Genomic DNA, 17,967 nt, shown 5'->3' with positions numbered 1-17,967 from the left:
GGTTAGCCGCACTGGGCCAGGGATGGCCCATTGCGGCGGCCCACGGATTCAAGCCGGAGTGAGGGCACACCGAGCATTAGCGAGGTGCCGAGTGGTGGGGCAAGAGCCCTAATGAGATGGTCAGCCCGGCGAGAACCTCAGGTCTACACTACTGAGGTTCTCACTTTTCCTGAGGAGGCTTTCTCATGAACAGCGTAACGATTCTAGGCATCGACATTGGCAAAAATAGCTTCCACTTGCACGGCCAAAACGCACAAGGCCATCAGGTATTACGCAAGAAGCTTAATCGCCGACAGTTGCTGCCATTACTTGCACAAATGCCACCTTGCAAAGTCGCCATGGAGTCCTGTGGGGGTTCACAGTTTCTTGCCAGAGAAATCACCAAGCTCGGTCATCAAGTCCAACTGATTGCGCCACAGCATGTGAAGGCTTACGTCACAGGCAACAAGAACGACTTCATTGATGCCGAGGCTATTTGCGAAGCCGCATCACGTCCCAGAACGCGATCTGTACAGGTGAAATCGGTTGACCAGCAGGTGCTGTCGACCGTGCATAAACTGCGTAAATCACTGGTGAGTCGACGCACCGGAGTGATCAACCAGGTGCACGGGTTCTTACTTGAGTTTGGCGTTATCTTTCCCACCGGCTATGCCGCGTTGGAGCGGGTTCCTGCATTGATGGAAGAGCACAATCTACCTCTGCTCCTGCAGCAGGCCATTAGTCGGATGCTTGATGACATTCGTCAATTGACCAGCGAAATCAAAGCGCTGGATACCGAGATCAAGCAGCAAGTAAATGGGAGTGACGCCGGCAAAAGATTACAGAGCATCCCCGGCATCGGCCCCCTCATCGCTAGCGCGCTGGTGGCCGATGTCGGGGACGCTTCGATATATAAATCGTCCCGAGATTTTTCGGCTTCGCTGGGATTGGTGCCACGGCAATACTCGACCGGAGGCCAAACCACACTGTTGGGCATAAGCAAGCGGGGCGATAAGTATTTGCGAACCTTGTTGATGCAAGGTGCCCAAACCCTGCTTTACCGAATTGATAAACGAAACGATGCCCTTGGAGTCTGGGCTAGAAACCTATTGACCCGAAAACCACTCAACAAAGTTGCCTGCGCGCTGGCTAATAAAATGGCCAGGATTGTCTGGGCGATATTGACCAAAGGTGGCACCTACAACGGGCATGCCACCGCGTAATCCGGTTTTACCACCAGCTTTTGCGACGTCAGTAATTGATGGCGATAAACGGCAGATACCCTGGCTGAGAACCTGGTAAGCAAAATAGCTTTCTAAGCTGAAGCCCTTTTCAGGACAGGCAGGAGCGAATACTCATCAAGGGCCGAGCGTGTACCCGCGCTCACATGGAGCCCGAATACATTAGCGCAAGCCTGATTTACCGTTCATCGTGACTGGATAGCAAAAGGTGGGCTGACCATACATTACTTTTGGGGCTCTTTTCCAAAAGTGACCCGCTGTAAAAGCGGAACCAATAGCAGCCATGACCGCAGAAACGGATATGTACTCGGTCCAATCCAACATCCTGGTCGGCTCTGAGGCCGCCATCGGGGGCAAGCCCCCTCCCACATTTGGACCAGGATCGACACAACAGCCCGGTCGGCCCCGAGGCCGCCATCGGGGGCAAGCCCCCTCCCACATTTGGACCGGGATCGACACAAAAGCCCGGTCGGCCCAGAGGCCGCCATCGAGGGCAAGTCGAATCGTCGCACCGCCCCTCCCACATTGGATTATGGAGCACCAGCAAGGGAGCCCTTGACGTTCACGTCAACCTGCCATTAGCTTAGCCCCAGGACTTTCTCGAGCACCGCCATGAGCACCACCTACAGCATCTCCGACCTCGCCCGCGAGCTCGATATCACCACCCGCGCCATTCGCTTCTATGAGGAGCAAGGCCTGCTGGCCCCCGAGCGCCGGGGCCAGGAGCGCATCTACTCGGCGCGGGACAAGGTCAGCCTCAAGCTGATTCTGCGCGGCAAGCGCATCGGCTTTTCCCTGGCCGAATGCCGCGAGTTGATCGAGCTCTATGACCCCACCAGCGGCAACCACATTCAACTCAACAGCATGCTGGCAAAGATCGCCGAGCGCCGTGAGCAGCTTGAGCAACAGTTGCTGGATATCGAACAAATGAAGCTGGAACTGGACACCGCCGAAGAGCGCTGCACCCAGGCCCTGGCACACACCATGCGCCAGGCCGGCCATTGACCAGAAGGTAACCGCCATGACCCTCCCCTCACACGTACGCCTGGTGGAAGTCGGCCCACGCGACGGTTTGCAGAACGAAGCCCGACCGATCAGCGTCGCCGACAAGGTGCGCTTGGTGGACGCCTTGAGCGCCGCCGGCCTGGGCTATATCGAGGTGGGCAGTTTCGTGTCGCCCAAGTGGGTACCGCAGATGGCCGGCTCCGCCGAGGTGTTCGCGCAGATCCAGCGCAAGCCTGGCGTGACCTATGGCGCGCTGGCGCCGAACCTGCGCGGCTTTGAGGATGCACTGGCGGCCGGGGTCAAGGAAGTCGCGGTATTTGCGGCGGCGTCCGAAGCGTTTTCCCAGCGCAATATCAACTGCTCCATCAGCGAGAGCCTGGAGCGGTTTGCGCCGATCATGGCGGCGGCCCGGCAGCACGGCATCAGCGTGCGCGGGTATGTGTCATGTGTGCTGGGTTGCCCCTACGAAGGGGATATTGCTGCGCAACAGGTGGCGGCTGTCGCCCGCGAACTGTATGCGATGGGCTGCTATGAGGTGTCCCTGGGCGACACGATCGGCACCGGCACAGCGGGCGCGACACGCCGACTGTTCGAGGTGGTCGGCGCACAAGTGCCGCGCGACAAGCTCGCAGGGCATTTCCATGACACCTACGGCCAGGCGATCGCCAACATCTACGCCAGCCTGCTGGAAGGCATCCAGGTATTCGACAGCTCTATCGCGGGCCTCGGCGGCTGCCCTTATGCCAAGGGCGCGAGCGGTAACGTCGCCACCGAGGATGTGGTGTACCTGCTCAATGGGCTGGGGATCGACACGGGTATAGACCTGGAGCGCCTGATTGGCGCGGGCCAGCAGATCAGCCAGGTGCTGGGACGGGCAAGTGGATCGCGTGTGGCGAAGGCGCGTAACGTCGGTTGAGTAGCACACCTGTGACAATGTGTTACCTCAGCCCGGCATAACGGGTAACGCGGGAACATAATCCGTTGCCAATCCAGAGAAATATAACCTGCTAAAAAATCAAACCATTGATTTTAAAGGACTTTAAAAAGTTGGCACGGCTTCTGCTATCTCTATGGCATAACAAGAATAAAAAGCACCAAACCTAATAAAAATAAGACGAAACGACTCTGACATAACAAAAACAACACGGCAGAGACGCAGCTAACAGATTTTTTTGGAGAAGATGTGCTTTGCAGGGTACGGCGTGCCGAAACCCGCAACCGGTTAGAGAAAAATAAAACTACCTCAGGTAGCTACCCACTGGTTGGATCGTTTACGAAGAAGCAGATCAGCGCTCAAAAAAATACGTTTGCTCTTGACCCCGGATGGGGGTCGCCAAAACAGCGGTACGGGTCACGGCTACCAAAAACAACAACAGGCCGCCCCTCAATAATAAAAAAGAGCACGCAACGACACATTAAAGGGGACCTTCGGGTCCCCTTTGTGCTTTCTGTGAGTCATTGCGAGCGTGTTCGCAGCTCTTCGATTGAGATCTCGCGCATCCGGAATTTCTGGATCTTGCCCGTCACCGTCATCGGAAACGCGTCCACGAACTTGAAGTGCCTGGGCCTCTTGAAGTGGGCGATGCGGCCATTGCACCAGGTTTGCAGTTCCAGCTCGCTCGCCACCTGGCCCGGGTGGAACTTGATCCAGGCGACGATTTCCTCACCGTAGCGTTCATCGGGAACACCGATAACTTGCACATCAGCCACGGCCGGATGGGTGAAGAAAAACTCCTCCAGCTCCCGTGGATATACGTTCTCGCCACCGCGAATGATCATGTCCTTGTTGCGCCCGACGATGCACACGTAACCGTGTTCGTCCATGGTCGCCAGGTCGCCGGTGTGCATCCAGCCCTGCTCGTCGATGGCATCGCGAGTGCCTTCGGGGTTGTTCCAATAGCCGAGCATCACACTGTAACCGCGCGTGCACAGTTCGCCTATTTCACCGCGTGGTAGTGTGTTGCCGTCACCGTCGATGATCCTGTTTTCCAGCTGCGGCTGGGTGCGGCCTACGGTGGTCACACGGCGCTCCAGATCGTCATCGGCGCCGGTCTGCAAGGACACCGGGCTGGTTTCGGTCATGCCATAGGCAATCTGCACTTCACCCATGTGCAGTTCGCCGATGACGCGGCGCATCACCTCGATCGGGCAGGTCGAGCCGGCCATGATTCCGGTACGCAGGCTGGACAAGTCGAACTCGCCCAGGCGTGGGTGATCGAGCAGCGCGATAAACATGGTTGGCACGCCGTACAGGCCGGTGGCGCGCTCTTGAGCAACGGCGGTCAGCGTCAGCAACGGGTCGAAGCCGTCATTGGGATAGATCATGGTGGTGCCGTGGGTGATGCACCCCAGGTTACCCATGACCATGCCGAAACAGTGGTACAGCGGCACAGGAATCACCAAACGGTCCTGCGCGGCAAGCCCCAGGCTTTCACCGACCATATAGCCGTTGTTGAGAATGTTGTGGTGACTGAGGGTGGCGCCTTTGGGAAAGCCGGTGGTGCCGGAGGTGTACTGGATATTCACCGGCTGATCGAAATGCAGGCTGGCCTGGCGGGCATGCAGTTGCTGCGCAGGGACGCTCCCCCCCAGCGCCGACAATTGCGCCCAAGGCATGAATGGCGCAGGTGGGTTGGGGTCCAGGCTGATGATGCGGCGCAGGTCGGGCTTGAGTTCCTGCAGCATCGCGTGGTAATCGGACGTCTTGAACGCGCTGGCGCACACCAGCCACTGGCAACCGGACTGCTGGAGCACGTAGTCCAGCTCACTGGTGCGATACGCCGGGTTGATATTGACCAGAATCACACCGAGTTTCGCGCTCGCCACCTGGCAGACCAGCCACTCGGCGCAATTGGGTGCCCAGATGCCCAGGCGGTCGCCGGTTTGCATGCCCAGGGCGAGGAACGCCCGCGCATGCAGATCAACCGTCTCGGCCAGCTCCCGCCAGGTGTAGCGCCGCTGTTGGTGGCGGACCACCAAGGCTTCCCCATCAGGATACTGCGCAGCGGTACGATCGAACGCCTCGCCAATGGTCATGGCCAGCAAGGCCTTGTCCTGGGAGCCACGGCTGTAGCTCGGATTCGGTTGATCCATAACGACCCCTGTTGTCTTTTTTGTAGGTTGACGTAAACGTAAACTACGATTGACAGCGCCGCAACGCAAGCTTACGTTAACGTAAAGGTGAGCGCCCTCCCCCGCGCCTTGCCTACACAACAACAAAAGCTCACATTAAGGTGCCTGTCCATGAGTTACCCGTCCCTGAACTTCGCCCTCGGCGAAACCATCGACATGCTGCGCGACCAGGTGCAGTCCTTCGTGGCCAAGGAAATCGCGCCCCGCGCAGCGCAGATCGATATCGACAACCTGTTTCCCGCCGACCTGTGGCGCAAGTTCGGCGACATGGGCCTGCTGGGTATTACCGTGCCGGAGGAGTACGGCGGCGCGGGCCTGGGTTACCTGGCGCATGTGGTGAGCATGGAAGAAATCAGCCGTGGCTCGGCCTCGGTGGCGTTGTCCTACGGCGCCCACTCCAACCTGTGCGTCAACCAGATCAACCGCAATGGCAGCCACGCACAGAAACTCAAGTACCTGCCCAAGCTGATCAGCGGCGAGCACATCGGCGCCCTGGCCATGAGCGAGCCGAATGCCGGTTCCGACGTGGTGTCGATGAGACTGCGCGCCGACAAGCGCGGTGACGTCTACGTGCTCAACGGCAGCAAGACCTGGATCACCAACGGCCCCGACGCCAATACCTACGTGATCTACGCCAAGACCGACATGGAAAAGGGCGCCCACGGCATCACCGCGTTCATCGTCGAGCGCGACTGGGCAGGCTTCAGTCGCAGCAACAAGTTCGACAAGCTGGGCATGCGCGGCTCCAACACCTGCGAGCTGTTTTTCGATGACGTGCACGTCCCCGAAGAAAACATCCTCGGCGTGCTCAATGGCGGCGTCAAAGTGCTGATGAGCGGCCTCGATTACGAACGCGTGGTGCTCTCCGGCGGCCCCACCGGAATCATGCAGGCCTGCATGGACCTGATCGTGCCCTACATCCACGACCGCAAGCAGTTCGGCCAGAGCATCGGCGAGTTCCAGCTGATCCAGGGCAAGGTCGCCGATATGTACACCCAGCTCAATGCCAGTCGCGCCTACCTTTACGCGGTGGCCCAGGCTTGCGAGCGCGGCGAGACCACGCGCAAGGACGCCGCTGGCGTGATCCTGTACAGCGCCGAACGCGCTACGCAAATGGCCCTTGATGCGATCCAGATCCTGGGCGGCAACGGCTACATCAATGAATTCCCCGCCGGGCGCCTGCTGCGTGATGCCAAGCTGTACGAAATCGGCGCCGGCACCAGTGAGATTCGGCGGATGTTGATCGGTCGCGAACTGTTTAATGAGACGAAATGAATTTCGTCAGCGGCAAGTGACAAGCTTCAAGCGGCAAGAGGACGGTGCTCTTGCTTCTAACTTGTAGCTTGTAGCTCGAAACTTAAAGCTGCTACGGAGTAGCCCATGCTTCTACACACCCAGCTCAACCCGCGCTCGGCGGAATTCGTCGCCAACAGCGCGGCGATGCGCCGCCAGGTCGACGCGCTGCACACCCTCCTCGCCCAGGTACAACAAGGCGGCGGCGCCAAGGCCCAGGAGCGGCATACCTCACGCGGCAAACTGCTGCCACGCGAGCGCATCAATCGTTTGCTCGACCCGGGCTCGCCGTTCCTCGAATTGAGCCAGTTGGCCGCCCACCAGGTGTACGGCGAAGACGTACCGGCTGCCGGCGTGATTGCCGGCATCGGCCGCGTGGAAGGCGTCGAATGCATGATCGTCGCCAATGATGCCACCGTGAAAGGCGGCTCCTACTACCCGTTGACGGTCAAGAAACACTTGCGCGCCCAGACCATCGCCGAGCAGAACCGCCTGCCGTGCATTTACCTGGTGGACTCCGGCGGCGCCAACCTGCCGCGCCAGGATGAAGTGTTCCCGGACCGCGAGCATTTCGGGCGGATCTTCTTCAATCAGGCCAATATGAGTGCCCAGGGCATCCCGCAGATTGCCGTGGTGATGGGCTCGTGCACCGCCGGTGGAGCCTATGTGCCGGCCATGGCCGACGAAGCGATCATGGTGCGCCAGCAGGCGACTATTTTCCTCGCGGGCCCGCCGCTGGTGAAGGCCGCCACCGGCGAAGTGGTCAGCGCCGAAGACCTCGGCGGTGCCGATGTGCACTGCAGGATTTCCGGCGTGGCCGATCACTATGCCGACAACGATGAACACGCCCTGGCCCTGGCCCGCCGCAGCGTGGCCAACCTCAATTGGCGCAAGCAGGGTGAGTTGCGCCAACGCACGCCCGTCGCGCCGTTGTACAGCGGCGAAGAGCTCTATGGCGTGATTCCGGCCGATGCCAAGCAGCCGTTCGATGTGCGCGAAGTGATCGCACGGCTGGTGGACGGTTCGGTGTTCGATGAGTTCAAGGCGCTGTTCGGCACCACCCTGGTGTGCGGCTTTGCACATCTGCACGGTTACCCGGTGGCGATCCTGGCCAACAACGGGATTCTGTTCGCCGAAGCCGCGCAAAAAGGCGCGCACTTTATCGAGCTGGCCTGCCAGCGCGGGATTCCGCTGCTGTTTCTGCAGAACATCACCGGCTTCATGGTCGGCCAGAAGTACGAAGCCGGCGGCATCGCCAAGCACGGCGCCAAACTGGTGACGGCGGTGGCCTGCGCCAAGGTGCCGAAGTTCACGGTGATCATCGGCGGCAGTTTCGGTGCCGGTAACTACGGCATGTGCGGTCGCGCCTATGACCCGCGCTTTTTGTGGATGTGGCCCAATGCGCGCATCGGCGTGATGGGCGCCGAACAGGCGGCGGGCGTGCTGGTGCAGGTCAAGCGCGAGCAGGCCGAGCGCGCCGGCAACGCGTTCAGTGCCGAGGAAGAAGCGGCGATCAAGCAGCCGATCCTCGACCAATACGAAACCCAGGGCCATCCGTACTATTCCAGCGCACGCCTGTGGGATGACGGCGTCATCGACCCGCTGCAGACCCGCGACGTGCTGGCCCTGGCACTGTCCGCCGCCCTCAACGCCGCTATCGAGCCGAGCCGCTTCGGCGTGTTCCGCATGTGACCTGCAGGAGCGAGCTCGCTGGCGAAAAACGTCCAGTCAACGCGTACATCCTGGATACCCGCGTTATCGTTGACGACCTTCGCGAGCAAGCTTGCTCCTACAGGAGGCCTCTCATTTTCACGGAGCTTCTTGCATGAGCGATTTCAACACCCTCGAACTGATCACCGACAGCCGTGGCTTTGCCACGCTGTGGCTCAGTCGTGAAGCCAAGAACAACGCGTTCAACGCCCAGATGATCCGCGAACTGATCATCGCTCTCGACCACGTACAGGGCGACCCGTCCCTGCGCTTTCTGGTGTTGCGCGGGCGCGGCAAGCACTTCAGCGCCGGCGCCGACCTGGCCTGGATGCAGCAATCGGCCGAGCTGGATTACCACACCAACCTGGACGACGCCCGTGAACTGGCCGAGTTGATGTACAACCTGGCCAAGCTGAAAATCCCCACCCTGGCGGTGGTACAAGGCGCCGCTTACGGCGGCGCGCTGGGCTTGATCAGTTGCTGCGACATGGCGATCGGCACCGATGACGCGCAGTTCTGTCTGTCTGAAGTGCGTATCGGCCTGGCACCGGCGGTGATCAGCCCATTCGTGGTGCAGGCCATCGGTGAACGCGCGGCCCGTCGCTATGCCTTGACGGCCGAGCGGTTTGGCGGCCAGCGTGCGCGGGAGATCGGCCTGTTGGCGGAAAGCTACCCGGTCGAGACGTTGGAGCAACGGGTGGATGAGTGGATCGCCAACCTGCTGCACAACAGCCCGGCGGCAATGCGTTCGAGCAAAGACTTATTGCGTGAGGTGGGCAACGGTGCCCTTACCCCGGCGCTGCGGCGTTACTGCGAAAACGCCATCGCGCGAATTCGGGTCAGTGCCGAGGGTCAGGAAGGCTTGCGCGCCTTTCTGCAAAAACGCGCACCCAGCTGGCAATCCAAGGAGCCGCACCCATGAGCACATTGACTAGCGTGCTGGTGGCCAACCGTGGCGAAATCGCCTGCCGAATCATGCGCACCGCCAAGGCGATGGGGCTGACCACCGTGGCCGTGCACAGTGCGATCGACCGTGATGCGCGGCACAGCCGCGAAGCGGATATTCGTGTCGACCTGGGCGGCAGCAAGGCCACTGACAGTTACCTGCAGATCGATAAACTGATCGCCGCCGCCCACGCCAGCGGCGCCCAGGCGATTCATCCGGGCTACGGTTTTCTTTCGGAAAACGCCGGGTTCGCTCGGGCCGTCGAGGCAGCGGGCTTGATCTTCCTCGGCCCGCCCGCCTCGGCAATCGACGCCATGGGCAGCAAGTCGGCGGCCAAGGCGCTGATGGACACCGCCGGCGTGCCGCTGGTGCCGGGTTATCACGGCGAGGCCCAGGACCTGGAGACCTTCCGGGAGGCCTGCGCGCGTATCGGTTACCCGGTGTTGCTCAAGGCCACGGCCGGCGGCGGCGGCAAGGGCATGAAGGTGGTTGAGGACGTCAGCCAGCTGGCAGAAGCCCTGGCCTCCGCCCAGCGCGAGGCGCTGTCGTCATTTGGCAACGGGCAGATGCTGGTGGAGAAATACCTGCTCAAACCGCGCCATGTGGAAATCCAGGTGTTTGCCGATCAACACGGCAACTGCCTGTACCTCAATGAGCGTGATTGCTCGATCCAGCGGCGTCATCAAAAGGTCGTGGAAGAAGCCCCCGCGCCGGGATTCAGTGCCGAGCAACGCAAGGCCATGGGCGAAGCGGCGGTTCGCGCGGCGCAGGCCATTGGCTATGTGGGCGCGGGCACAGTGGAGTTCCTGCTGGATGCCCGCGGCGAGTTTTTCTTCATGGAGATGAACACCCGCCTGCAAGTCGAGCATCCGGTCACCGAAGCGATCACCGGCCTCGACCTGGTGGCCTGGCAGATCCGCGTGGCCCAGGGCGAGGTGCTGCCGATCACCCAGGCCCAGGTGCCGCTAAGGGGGCATGCGATTGAGGTCAGGCTGTATGCCGAAGACCCGGCCACTGATTTTCTGCCCGCCACCGGACGGTTGGCGCTGTACCGCGAGTCCAGACCAGGCCCGGGGCGGCGCGTGGACAGCGGCGTCGAACAAGGGGACAGCGTTTCGCCGTTCTACGACCCGATGCTCGGCAAGTTGATTGCCTGGGGCGAGGACCGTGAACAGGCGCGGCTGCGATTGCTGAGTATGCTCGACGAATATGCGGTGGGCGGGCTCAAGACCAACCTGGGCTTCCTGCGGCGCATCATTGGCCATCCGGCCTTTGCTGCGGCCGAGCTGGATACCGGGTTTATTCCGCGCTATCAGGCTGAGCTGCTGCCGGTGGCCGCAGCGTTGAGCGATGAGTTCTGGCAGGCGGCAGGTTCGGCTTTTATGCAAACCTTGCCGACCGGTGACGGACCCTGGGCAGCGACCCACGGTTTTCGCGCGGGGCTGCCGGCCCAGGTTTCACTGCATTTGAGCTGCAATGGCCAGGACCGACTGGTCACGCTGGCCGGGCCACCGTCGCCACTCATGGACGAGCACCTGGTGATCGAACACCAGGGTATACATCGCTCCCATCTGGCGGTGCGCAATGAAGGCACGGTGTATCTGCGCTGGGATGGCGAAATGCAGGCGGTCAGCCTGTTCGACCCGATTGCGGCGGCCGAGGCCGGTCACACCTCTCAAGGCGGCCTTACCGCCCCCATGAACGGCAGCATCGTGCGCGTACTGGTGGACATCGGCCAACGCGTCGAAGCCGGTGCGCAACTGGTGGTACTTGAAGCGATGAAGATGGAACACAGCATCCGCGCGCCCGAGGCGGGCGTGGTCAAGGCACTGTTTTGCCAGGAGGGCGAGATGGTCGCCGAAGGCAGTGCACTGGTAGAACTGGAGCCAGCGCACTAGAACTTCGCCATGGCTTGCACGACCACGCCCAGGATGCGGCAATCGTCGGTGAACAGCAGTTTGGGGTAAGTGGGATTGAGCGGCACCAGGTAAAGCTGGCCGCTGTCTGCCTGCAGCTGGCGAAAGGTGGCCTGGGGGCTGTCCAGCCATTGCGCAACCACCAGTTTGCCGGGCTGCACCTCGATAGCCGGATCGACCAGGATCAGCATGCCGGCGCTGATGCTCAGACCCGTGGGCGCGGTCATGGCGTCGCCGATCACCGGCAGCCAGAAGGCGTCGCCATGGGCATGGTAATCGGTCAATTCAAAGCGTTCCGGCCCATAATGGGCACGTGTTTCACGCAGTTCGCACACACCGCCCCAGTCGTTGACCGGGTAGCGAAAATACGGGTTGTAGTGGTGCTCCAGTGCCGCCTGTGCATCCGTCCTGTCGCGAATCTCCAGCGCCACTTCAAGGTAGCCCAGCCCCAGTTCCGCCAGTACCCGGTTCATGTCCGCCAGGCTCGGAACGCGGCGCTTGTTGAGCCAATGGCCCACGCCGCCCTGGGACATGCCCAGGCGCTCCGCCAGTTCATCCTGCGTGACCTTGCGGTCTTTCATGTTGGCTCGCACCAACGCTATCCAGTTATCCATGGCGCTGACAATACGGTGCGTATTTTCCACGGCAATAAACAGTTTGTAGTAATCCATAAAACGACATAAATACGATACGTACTATCATCGATATAAGGTTTTCGACACCCACCCAGAGTACCGCCCCTCATGACGACGAGCCCGTATCACCTGCCTGAACTACCTGAAAACACTGAGCTGCACGACATGCACTGCAGCGGCGCCGCACAGCGCGCGCTGGACTATTACTTGAAAGAAGATATGTCTGCGCCAGCCTCGGGCACAGCCTTTTTCACCATCAATTCAAGCATCAGCCAGGAGGAAGCGCTGGTGCACGCCTCCGACCTGCTGCGCAGTGCGGCGGCAACCGCCTACGAGTCGGCGAGCAGCCATCAGGGCAATCAGCGTGACCTGGCATTTTCGGTGGTGTACTTGATCGATATGGCGAAGGCGATGGTGGAGCGGTCGTTGCGAGCGCCGGACGCTCAGGCAAGCGGATGACGGGCACACGGGAAAAATATTTCTATCGGACGGATAAAAACATTTGACTTGCAAATGATAATGATTATTATTGGACCTAGCTGATCGCGAGATCAGTCGATAGACCAAGAGACCTTAGGTCGGACTCTTGGAATATCTCCTCATCAGGCTAATCACGGTTTTTGACCCGGCTCTTTGGCCGGGTCTTTTTTTTGCCAGTTTTTCTGGCATGGCTTCAGGCTAATGAAGACTGTGTGTTGCTTGATGGCGCGGATGGTAGCAAAAGACCATTGCGAAAAGAAAGGCGCAGCAAGGCCCCAGTCCAAATCTTCCCGATTTAGCGCTTGAGAATCAATCTCATAGACCCTAAGCTGGCGCAGCGTCACGGATGATGCCCCCCTCCCCCCGTGCAACAATTTTGCTTCCAGACATTGCCTGCTGCCTGTGTAAGATAGCCGCCACATCCTCATATTCAGGCAACCAGACTATGACCGTGGCCTTGACGTCCATCAAAATCAGCACCGACTTCGACAGCGGCAATATCCAGGTCCTGGATGCCAGCGATGCCTACCAATTGTTGCTGGCAATCAAACCCGACACCCGCAGCCAGCATTATCAGTGGTTTCACTTCAAGGCCGAAGGCATGCATGTAGGTCACACCCATACTTTTCGCCTGAGCAACGCGGGCGGTTCGTCCTACAAGCACGCCTGGACCGGCTATAACGCCGTGGCATCCTACGACCACGTCAATTGGTTCCGCGTGCCGTCACGCTTTGATGGCGAAATCCTGCATATCAGCCTCCAGACCCGGGAAAAACACGCGTGGTTCGCCTACTTCGAACCCTATAGCCGTGAACGCCACGACTGGTTGATCGAGCAGGCGCTGAAGTACGCCGGCGTCAAGCTGCTGGCCACCGGCAAAAGTGTCGAGGGCCGCGATATCCAGCTGCTGCGCCGTGGCAAAGGGGGCGAAGGCCGCCGCAAGGTCTGGATCATCGCCCAGCAGCATCCCGGTGAACACATGGCCGAATGGTTTATGGAGGGCGTGATAGAACGCCTGCAACAGAGCGGTGGCAGCGAGTTGAAAAAGCTCCTGGCCGTCGCCGACCTGTACCTGGTGCCGAACATGAACCCCGACGGCGCATTTCATGGCCACCTGCGTACCAATGCCATGGGCCAGGACCTCAACCGCGCCTGGCAGAGCGCCAGCCAGGAACTCAGCCCGGAAGTCCTGTTCGTGCAACAGCAGATGGAAAAATATGGCGTCGACCTGTTCCTCGATATCCATGGCGACGAAGAAATCCCCTACGTGTTCACCGCAGGCTGCGAAGGCAACCCCGGCTACAGCCCGCGGATCGAAGCCCTGGAAAAACACTTCCGCAGCCACCTGAGCCAATTGACTCGTGACTTTCAGACCACCTACGGCTACACCCGCGATCTGCCGGGCGAAGCCAATATGACCCTGGCTTGCAATGCGGTCGGTGAGAAGTACGACTGCCTGTCACTGACCCTGGAGATGCCCTTCAAGGACAACGACGATGCGCCCAACGCGAAAACCGGCTGGTCCGGCGATCGCTCCCGGCAGTTGGGCAAGGATGTCCTGAGCAGCGTGGCCGATATCATCGGCCACCTGCGTTGACGATCAGTCAAAGACTGATCAGTGGCGGGTGCCGGTCATACTTTGCAGTACGCCGTCGCGGCGGATCAACCCGTGGAACAGTGCGGCCGCCAGATGCACCAGCACCGTCAGAAACAGCAGGTAGGCGAGATAACCGTGGGCCTTGCGCAACAGCGCAAACAACGGCGCATTCGCCGAGACCAATGCCGGCAGCTGCACGGAGCTGCTGAGCATCACCGGGTCACCGGCGGCCGAAATCATTGCCCAGCCCAACAACGGCAACACCAGCATCAACCCATACAGCACCGCGTGTGAGGCCTTGGCCGCGAGCACTTGCCACAGCGGCAAGTCAGCCGGCAGCGGCGGTTGGCGCGTGGAAAAACGCACCACCAGGCGCACGATGACCAGCGCCAGAATGGCGATCCCCAATGGCTTGTGCAGGTGAATCAGCCACTCGTGGCGCTCAGACACTGACGCCGCCAGGCCCGCGCCGATAAACAGCATGGCGATGATCATCAACGCCATCACCCAGTGCAGCAAACGCGCCAGCGGGGCAAAAAATCGTGGTTCAACCTTCATGGCTTCGACTCCTGGGGGACACTGTGCAACGGGCTGACTTCACCGGCACGGCGCAGGTATGAACTGGCATAGGCCGCCGAGCGAGCCGCCAGCAGCGGGTCATTGGACGCCTCGATACCACTGGGCAGAATCAGCGGGTCGAAGTTGATATCGCGGCAATCGCCATCGGCTTGTGGCTGGCTGCTCTGCAACACCAGGGTGCCGGCGTTGAGCACCTTGTGCTCACCGGTCCAGGTCTTGCTGGCGTCATCGAGCGGGTCGCGGGGGTTGGCCAGCGTCATGTTCAACTGCCAATGCAGCGGCCCCGCAGCCAGGCGCTGCACCAGGTCTTTTTCCAGGAAGTCGCCGCCTTCAGGCGCGGTATCGCCCGCTGCGTCGCGGCTCTGCGGCACCACGGTCCAGCGCACAGCCTGGCGTTTGCCGTCGGCATTCACCAGGTAAAACGTGTTGATGCCGTTATAGGTTTCGGTCGCGTAACTGGCCGATGGTTTGGCGGTTTTGACCCAGGCCAGAAACGGCGCGGTCTCCGGGTGTGCGGCAAAAAACGCCGGCATGCTCGCCGGGTTCGGCTTGCCGGTGGCCGGGTCCGGCGCGCCGGCCTTGAGCAACTGGTAGAACGCCTCGGGCGTGCCCACCGGGAACACCGGCATGCTGTTCATCCCGGTGCGCCACTGCTGGCCGTTGGCCTGGCTCAATTGCACGGCAAAACTGCGGATCGGCACACTGCTGTCCGGCGCATAAGGGTTGCCGCTGGGCAAGGCGAACCGCCCGATCACTGGGGTTTTCGCTTCGTTGAACAACTGGGCGCTGGAGTAGGTGCGTACCTGGGGATTGCTCTCGAAGTACCCGGCCACGCACACACCCTTGGCATGGTTACGCCGAAACCCCGGGTGCACACCGTTATTGGTTTCCAGGGCATTGACCAGGGTTTTTGGACGCAGGCGCTGTGGGTCGAGGGTGCCGTTGACGTAGGCGAATGCCCCGGCAACAACGGCAACCACGGCACCGATACCGGCGAGTCGCGCGATCAGGCTCGCAGTGCTCAACGGAGGACGAGGCGGTGATGAGTGATCTACCATGTATGAACTCCAGGGCCAGAGGCCTTAGGGGGTGAAACATAAGGTCGGAGCATTGAGACGCACGCCGATAAACTCTATTCCCTGGCTGCGTTTTATTTTCCAGCCCATGGAATAACCTTCAGCGCCGGACGTCTCCCTAGTCCCAGCAGCGTAGTAAACAGCCAGACACCCATGCATGAACTCGACGAACAGTTACGTGAACTCATCCCCAGGCTGCGGCGCTTTGCCGTGTCCCTGACCCGTAACGCCAGCAGCGCCGACGACCTGGTGCAGTCAACCCTGGAACGGGCGATCATCGCCTGGGCCGACAAGCGCATCGAAGGCGACCTGCGTGCGTGGCTGTTTTCGATCCTGTACCGACAATTCCTCGATGCCCATCGGCGCAACCGGCGCTACGCGCGCATGCTCGAATTCTTCACCGGCCGCGACGATGCTCAGCCCTCGGTGGAGCGTACGGTAATGGCCCAATCCACCCTGCAAGCCTTCGACCAACTCACTGCCGAGCAGCGCGCCCTGCTGCTGTGGGTGTCGGTCGAAGGCTTGAGCTACAAGGAAGTCGCCGAAATACTCGACGTGCCCATCGGTACGGTGATGTCGCGTCTCTCACGCGCCCGCCAGGCCTTGCGTCAACTCAGCGATGGCGAAATTGCCAGCCCTTCCCTGCGGATACTCAAATGATCAGCCTGCCTCCCAGTGAACGTGACTTACACGCCTACGTCGATCACCAGTTGCCGGACAGTGATCGCCGTGTCCTTGAAACCTGGCTGGCGAGCCACCCCGACGTGGCCGCCCAGGTGCATGCCTGGCAACAGGATGCCCAGTTGCTGCGCGCGTCTTTGAGCGGTGCCCTGCAGCAACCGGGTAACCCGGCATTGGACCCAGCGCTGATTCGCCAGCGCGTCAAGCATCGGTCCCGCCGCCATCTCGCCACCGCCGCGCTGCTGCTGATCGCTGTCAGCCTCGGCGGACTGGGCGGCTGGCACGCCCGCGAGGCCACCCAGCCTGTGCTGTTGCCGATGGCCGATGCGATGCAGGCATACCGTTTGTTTGCCCAGGACGGCATCATGCCCGCCGACTACAACGCTCAGGACCGCAACACGATGCAGGCCTGGCTCGATCGCTACTTCAACCAGGCCCATCGCTTGCCCGACTTGAGCCAGGCGGGGTTCAAGCCGGTCAGCGGGCGCCTGCTCACCACCGAACAAGGCGCAGCGGCCATGGTGCTGTACGAAGATGCGCGGGGTCGGCGCATCAGTTTCTATATCCGCCCACCGGGTCCGAACAACGGCTTCCTGCCGCGCGGCAGTCGCAGCGCCGACGGATTGCAGGCCGACTATTGGTCGGGCGGCGGGTACAACTACGCGATGGTCAGTCCAGTGGATCAGGCCAGCGCCGGGCAAATGAAGTTCTAGAAGCCCACGTCCAGCACCACGTTGTCCAGATAGGTACCGGCCGGTGGCGTGGGCTGGTCGGGGTAGATCCTGGCGTTATAGTTGTAGACTTGGCTGCCCGTGCCCAAGCCATTGCCGGGGTTGACCTCGGCCGTGGAACTGGCGCGCCGCGCCGCGCCAACGCTGCCCCAACGCGTGGTGCCGGCACTCTTGAAGATATCGTAGGCCAAGTAGTTGCCGCCGGAAATCATGCGCCGCCGGCCACCGACGCTGACCGCGTTCTGGCCGTCGCTCAAGCCCACGGTGTAGGCGCTGCCCTTGGTACAGGCAATGCTGATGGTCTGCCCGGTCACGGCAGTGAATCCGCTGACCACCGGCGCGCTGCCGAAGCTGATAGTGGGGGCGCTAATCTGGCAGTCATTGGTAACGTTCATGCTCACGGTCAGTGATGCCGTGCCGCTGCCAATGTCACGCCCCAGGCAGATGCCGCCAAGACCGATCCCCGAGCAGTAGTTCCAGTTCCAGGCGATGTTCAACGTCTCGGTATACAAGCCGGCGGCGACATTGCTGCCGGTGATGCTGCCCAGGTAGAACGGCACGGTTTTCGCACCCGGCCCCGCGATCAGGCCGATGATCTGGGCGATACCGCCGGCGCCGCCAAAATCGAACTGCGCCCCACGGGTGATCGGATAACTGGTGCTGTTATTGCCATAAATCGTGTAGCCGATCACATCCCCGGTCGGCCCGCGCATGCCGCCCTGAGTCGACGTAATCGTGGCGTAGAAATGGTCGGTCGACGCCAGCAGCGACACCAGGGCCGAGGTGCAGCTCAAGCCGGCGTTGGTGGTAGAGCTGGTTTGCGCAGCAGTACGCACGGTCATCGAACTGATCGAGCCGAAACTGGCCGGGACCGTGGACACCACCGAGCACACGGCCAACGCCTTGCCCGAACACAACAGCCCTACCCCAAACAGCCATCCCTTGCCCCTCACCCGAACACTCCCT

At 61.0% G+C, this 17,967-nt stretch carries 17 protein-coding genes; 11 read left to right on the top strand and 6 right to left on the bottom strand.

Features of this window, described 5'->3' with window-relative positions; all coding sequences use genetic code 11:
• Positions 1 to 185: 185 nt before the first annotated feature.
• The 3 genes from CIB54_RS13985 (at position 186) to CIB54_RS13970 (ending at position 3,141) form a co-directional block, all read left to right on the top strand.
• Positions 186 to 1,202 carry an IS110 family RNA-guided transposase gene (locus CIB54_RS13985; protein WP_101220083.1) on the top strand — a complete coding sequence of 339 codons (1,017 nt, stop codon included), beginning with the start codon at positions 186 to 188 and terminating at the stop codon, positions 1,200 to 1,202.
• A 630-nt stretch (positions 1,203 to 1,832) separates the two neighbouring features.
• Positions 1,833 to 2,225 carry a MerR family transcriptional regulator gene (locus CIB54_RS13975; protein WP_057721728.1) on the top strand — a complete coding sequence of 131 codons (393 nt, stop codon included), beginning with the start codon at positions 1,833 to 1,835 and terminating at the stop codon, positions 2,223 to 2,225.
• 16 nt (positions 2,226 to 2,241) lie between these two features.
• On the top strand, positions 2,242 to 3,141 hold the full coding sequence (locus CIB54_RS13970) for a hydroxymethylglutaryl-CoA lyase (protein ID WP_101220081.1): 900 nt from the start codon (positions 2,242 to 2,244) through the stop codon (positions 3,139 to 3,141).
• 539 nt (positions 3,142 to 3,680) lie between these two features.
• Here CIB54_RS13970 and CIB54_RS13965 read toward each other — a convergent pair.
• Positions 3,681 to 5,318, bottom strand: coding sequence for an AMP-binding protein (locus tag CIB54_RS13965; protein WP_101220080.1), 1,638 nt, complete (start codon positions 5,316 to 5,318; stop codon positions 3,681 to 3,683).
• Positions 5,319 to 5,468: 150 nt separating this feature from the next.
• Between CIB54_RS13965 and CIB54_RS13960 the strand changes: the two genes are divergently transcribed.
• The 4 genes from CIB54_RS13960 (at position 5,469) to CIB54_RS13945 (ending at position 11,204) form a co-directional block, all read left to right on the top strand.
• A complete protein-coding gene (locus CIB54_RS13960) occupies positions 5,469 to 6,632 on the top strand; it encodes an isovaleryl-CoA dehydrogenase (protein ID WP_065953082.1) in 1,164 nt (387 codons plus the stop codon).
• A gap of 105 nt (positions 6,633 to 6,737) precedes the next feature.
• Positions 6,738 to 8,342 carry a carboxyl transferase domain-containing protein gene (locus tag CIB54_RS13955; RefSeq protein WP_101220079.1) on the top strand — a complete coding sequence of 535 codons (1,605 nt, stop codon included), beginning with the start codon at positions 6,738 to 6,740 and terminating at the stop codon, positions 8,340 to 8,342.
• A gap of 133 nt (positions 8,343 to 8,475) precedes the next feature.
• A complete protein-coding gene (locus tag CIB54_RS13950) occupies positions 8,476 to 9,282 on the top strand; it encodes a gamma-carboxygeranoyl-CoA hydratase (RefSeq protein ID WP_065953080.1) in 807 nt (268 codons plus the stop codon).
• On the top strand, positions 9,279 to 11,204 hold the full coding sequence (locus CIB54_RS13945; RefSeq protein ID WP_101220078.1) for an acetyl/propionyl/methylcrotonyl-CoA carboxylase subunit alpha: 1,926 nt from the start codon (positions 9,279 to 9,281) through the stop codon (positions 11,202 to 11,204). Before CIB54_RS13950 ends, CIB54_RS13945 begins: the two co-directional genes overlap by 4 nt.
• Here the strand turns inward: CIB54_RS13945 and CIB54_RS13940 are convergent.
• Complete coding sequence (locus CIB54_RS13940; RefSeq protein WP_065953211.1) at positions 11,201 to 11,836, bottom strand: LexA family protein; 636 nt, start codon at positions 11,834 to 11,836, stop codon at positions 11,201 to 11,203. The genes CIB54_RS13945 and CIB54_RS13940 overlap by 4 nt on opposite strands.
• Before the next feature lie 129 nt (positions 11,837 to 11,965).
• Here CIB54_RS13940 and CIB54_RS13935 point away from each other — a divergent pair, with 129 nt between their 5' ends.
• The gene (locus CIB54_RS13935) at positions 11,966 to 12,316 is read left to right on the top strand and encodes a DUF6124 family protein (protein ID WP_101220077.1); all 351 of its coding nucleotides are present in this window, start codon (positions 11,966 to 11,968) and stop codon (positions 12,314 to 12,316) included.
• A gap of 152 nt (positions 12,317 to 12,468) precedes the next feature.
• Here the strand turns inward: CIB54_RS13935 and CIB54_RS13930 are convergent, their stop codons facing one another.
• Entirely contained in the window at positions 12,469 to 12,681 is a 213-nt protein-coding gene (locus CIB54_RS13930; RefSeq protein ID WP_139111970.1) for a hypothetical protein, read from the bottom strand.
• 101 nt (positions 12,682 to 12,782) lie between these two features.
• Here CIB54_RS13930 and CIB54_RS13925 point away from each other — a divergent pair, with 101 nt between their 5' ends.
• Entirely contained in the window at positions 12,783 to 13,934 is a 1,152-nt protein-coding gene (locus CIB54_RS13925) for a M14 family metallopeptidase (protein ID WP_101220076.1), read from the top strand.
• A gap of 18 nt (positions 13,935 to 13,952) precedes the next feature.
• On the opposite strand, the gene CIB54_RS13920 is transcribed toward CIB54_RS13925, so the two are convergent.
• Positions 13,953 to 14,492, bottom strand: a complete 540-nt coding sequence (locus CIB54_RS13920; protein ID WP_065953075.1) for a cytochrome b — start codon at positions 14,490 to 14,492, stop codon at positions 13,953 to 13,955.
• Positions 14,489 to 15,571 carry a catalase family peroxidase gene (locus tag CIB54_RS13915; protein WP_101220075.1) on the bottom strand — a complete coding sequence of 361 codons (1,083 nt, stop codon included), beginning with the start codon at positions 15,569 to 15,571 and terminating at the stop codon, positions 14,489 to 14,491. Before CIB54_RS13915 ends, CIB54_RS13920 begins: the two co-directional genes overlap by 4 nt.
• A 171-nt stretch (positions 15,572 to 15,742) precedes the next feature.
• Here CIB54_RS13915 and CIB54_RS13910 point away from each other — a divergent pair, with 171 nt between their 5' ends.
• Both CIB54_RS13910 and CIB54_RS13905 read left to right on the top strand, forming a co-directional pair.
• The gene (locus tag CIB54_RS13910; protein ID WP_065953073.1) at positions 15,743 to 16,249 is read left to right on the top strand and encodes an RNA polymerase sigma factor; all 507 of its coding nucleotides are present in this window, start codon (positions 15,743 to 15,745) and stop codon (positions 16,247 to 16,249) included.
• A complete protein-coding gene (locus tag CIB54_RS13905; protein WP_101220074.1) occupies positions 16,246 to 16,983 on the top strand; it encodes an anti-sigma factor family protein in 738 nt (245 codons plus the stop codon). The genes CIB54_RS13910 and CIB54_RS13905 overlap by 4 nt, the downstream gene beginning before the upstream one ends.
• Here CIB54_RS13905 and CIB54_RS13900 read toward each other — a convergent pair.
• Positions 16,980 to 17,954 (bottom strand): Csu type fimbrial protein, encoded by a 975-nt coding sequence (locus CIB54_RS13900; protein ID WP_191950062.1) that lies wholly within the window; start codon positions 17,952 to 17,954, stop codon positions 16,980 to 16,982. The two genes, CIB54_RS13905 and CIB54_RS13900, sit on opposite strands and share 4 nt — an antisense overlap.
• Between the last annotated feature and the right edge of the window lie 13 nt (positions 17,955 to 17,967).

Origin of the sequence: Pseudomonas fluorescens (assembly GCF_002837185.1) — a bacterium.
GTDB lineage: Bacteria > Pseudomonadota > Gammaproteobacteria > Pseudomonadales > Pseudomonadaceae > Aquipseudomonas > Aquipseudomonas fluorescens_AM.
This window is presented reverse-complemented; position numbering and strand designations above follow the sequence as displayed.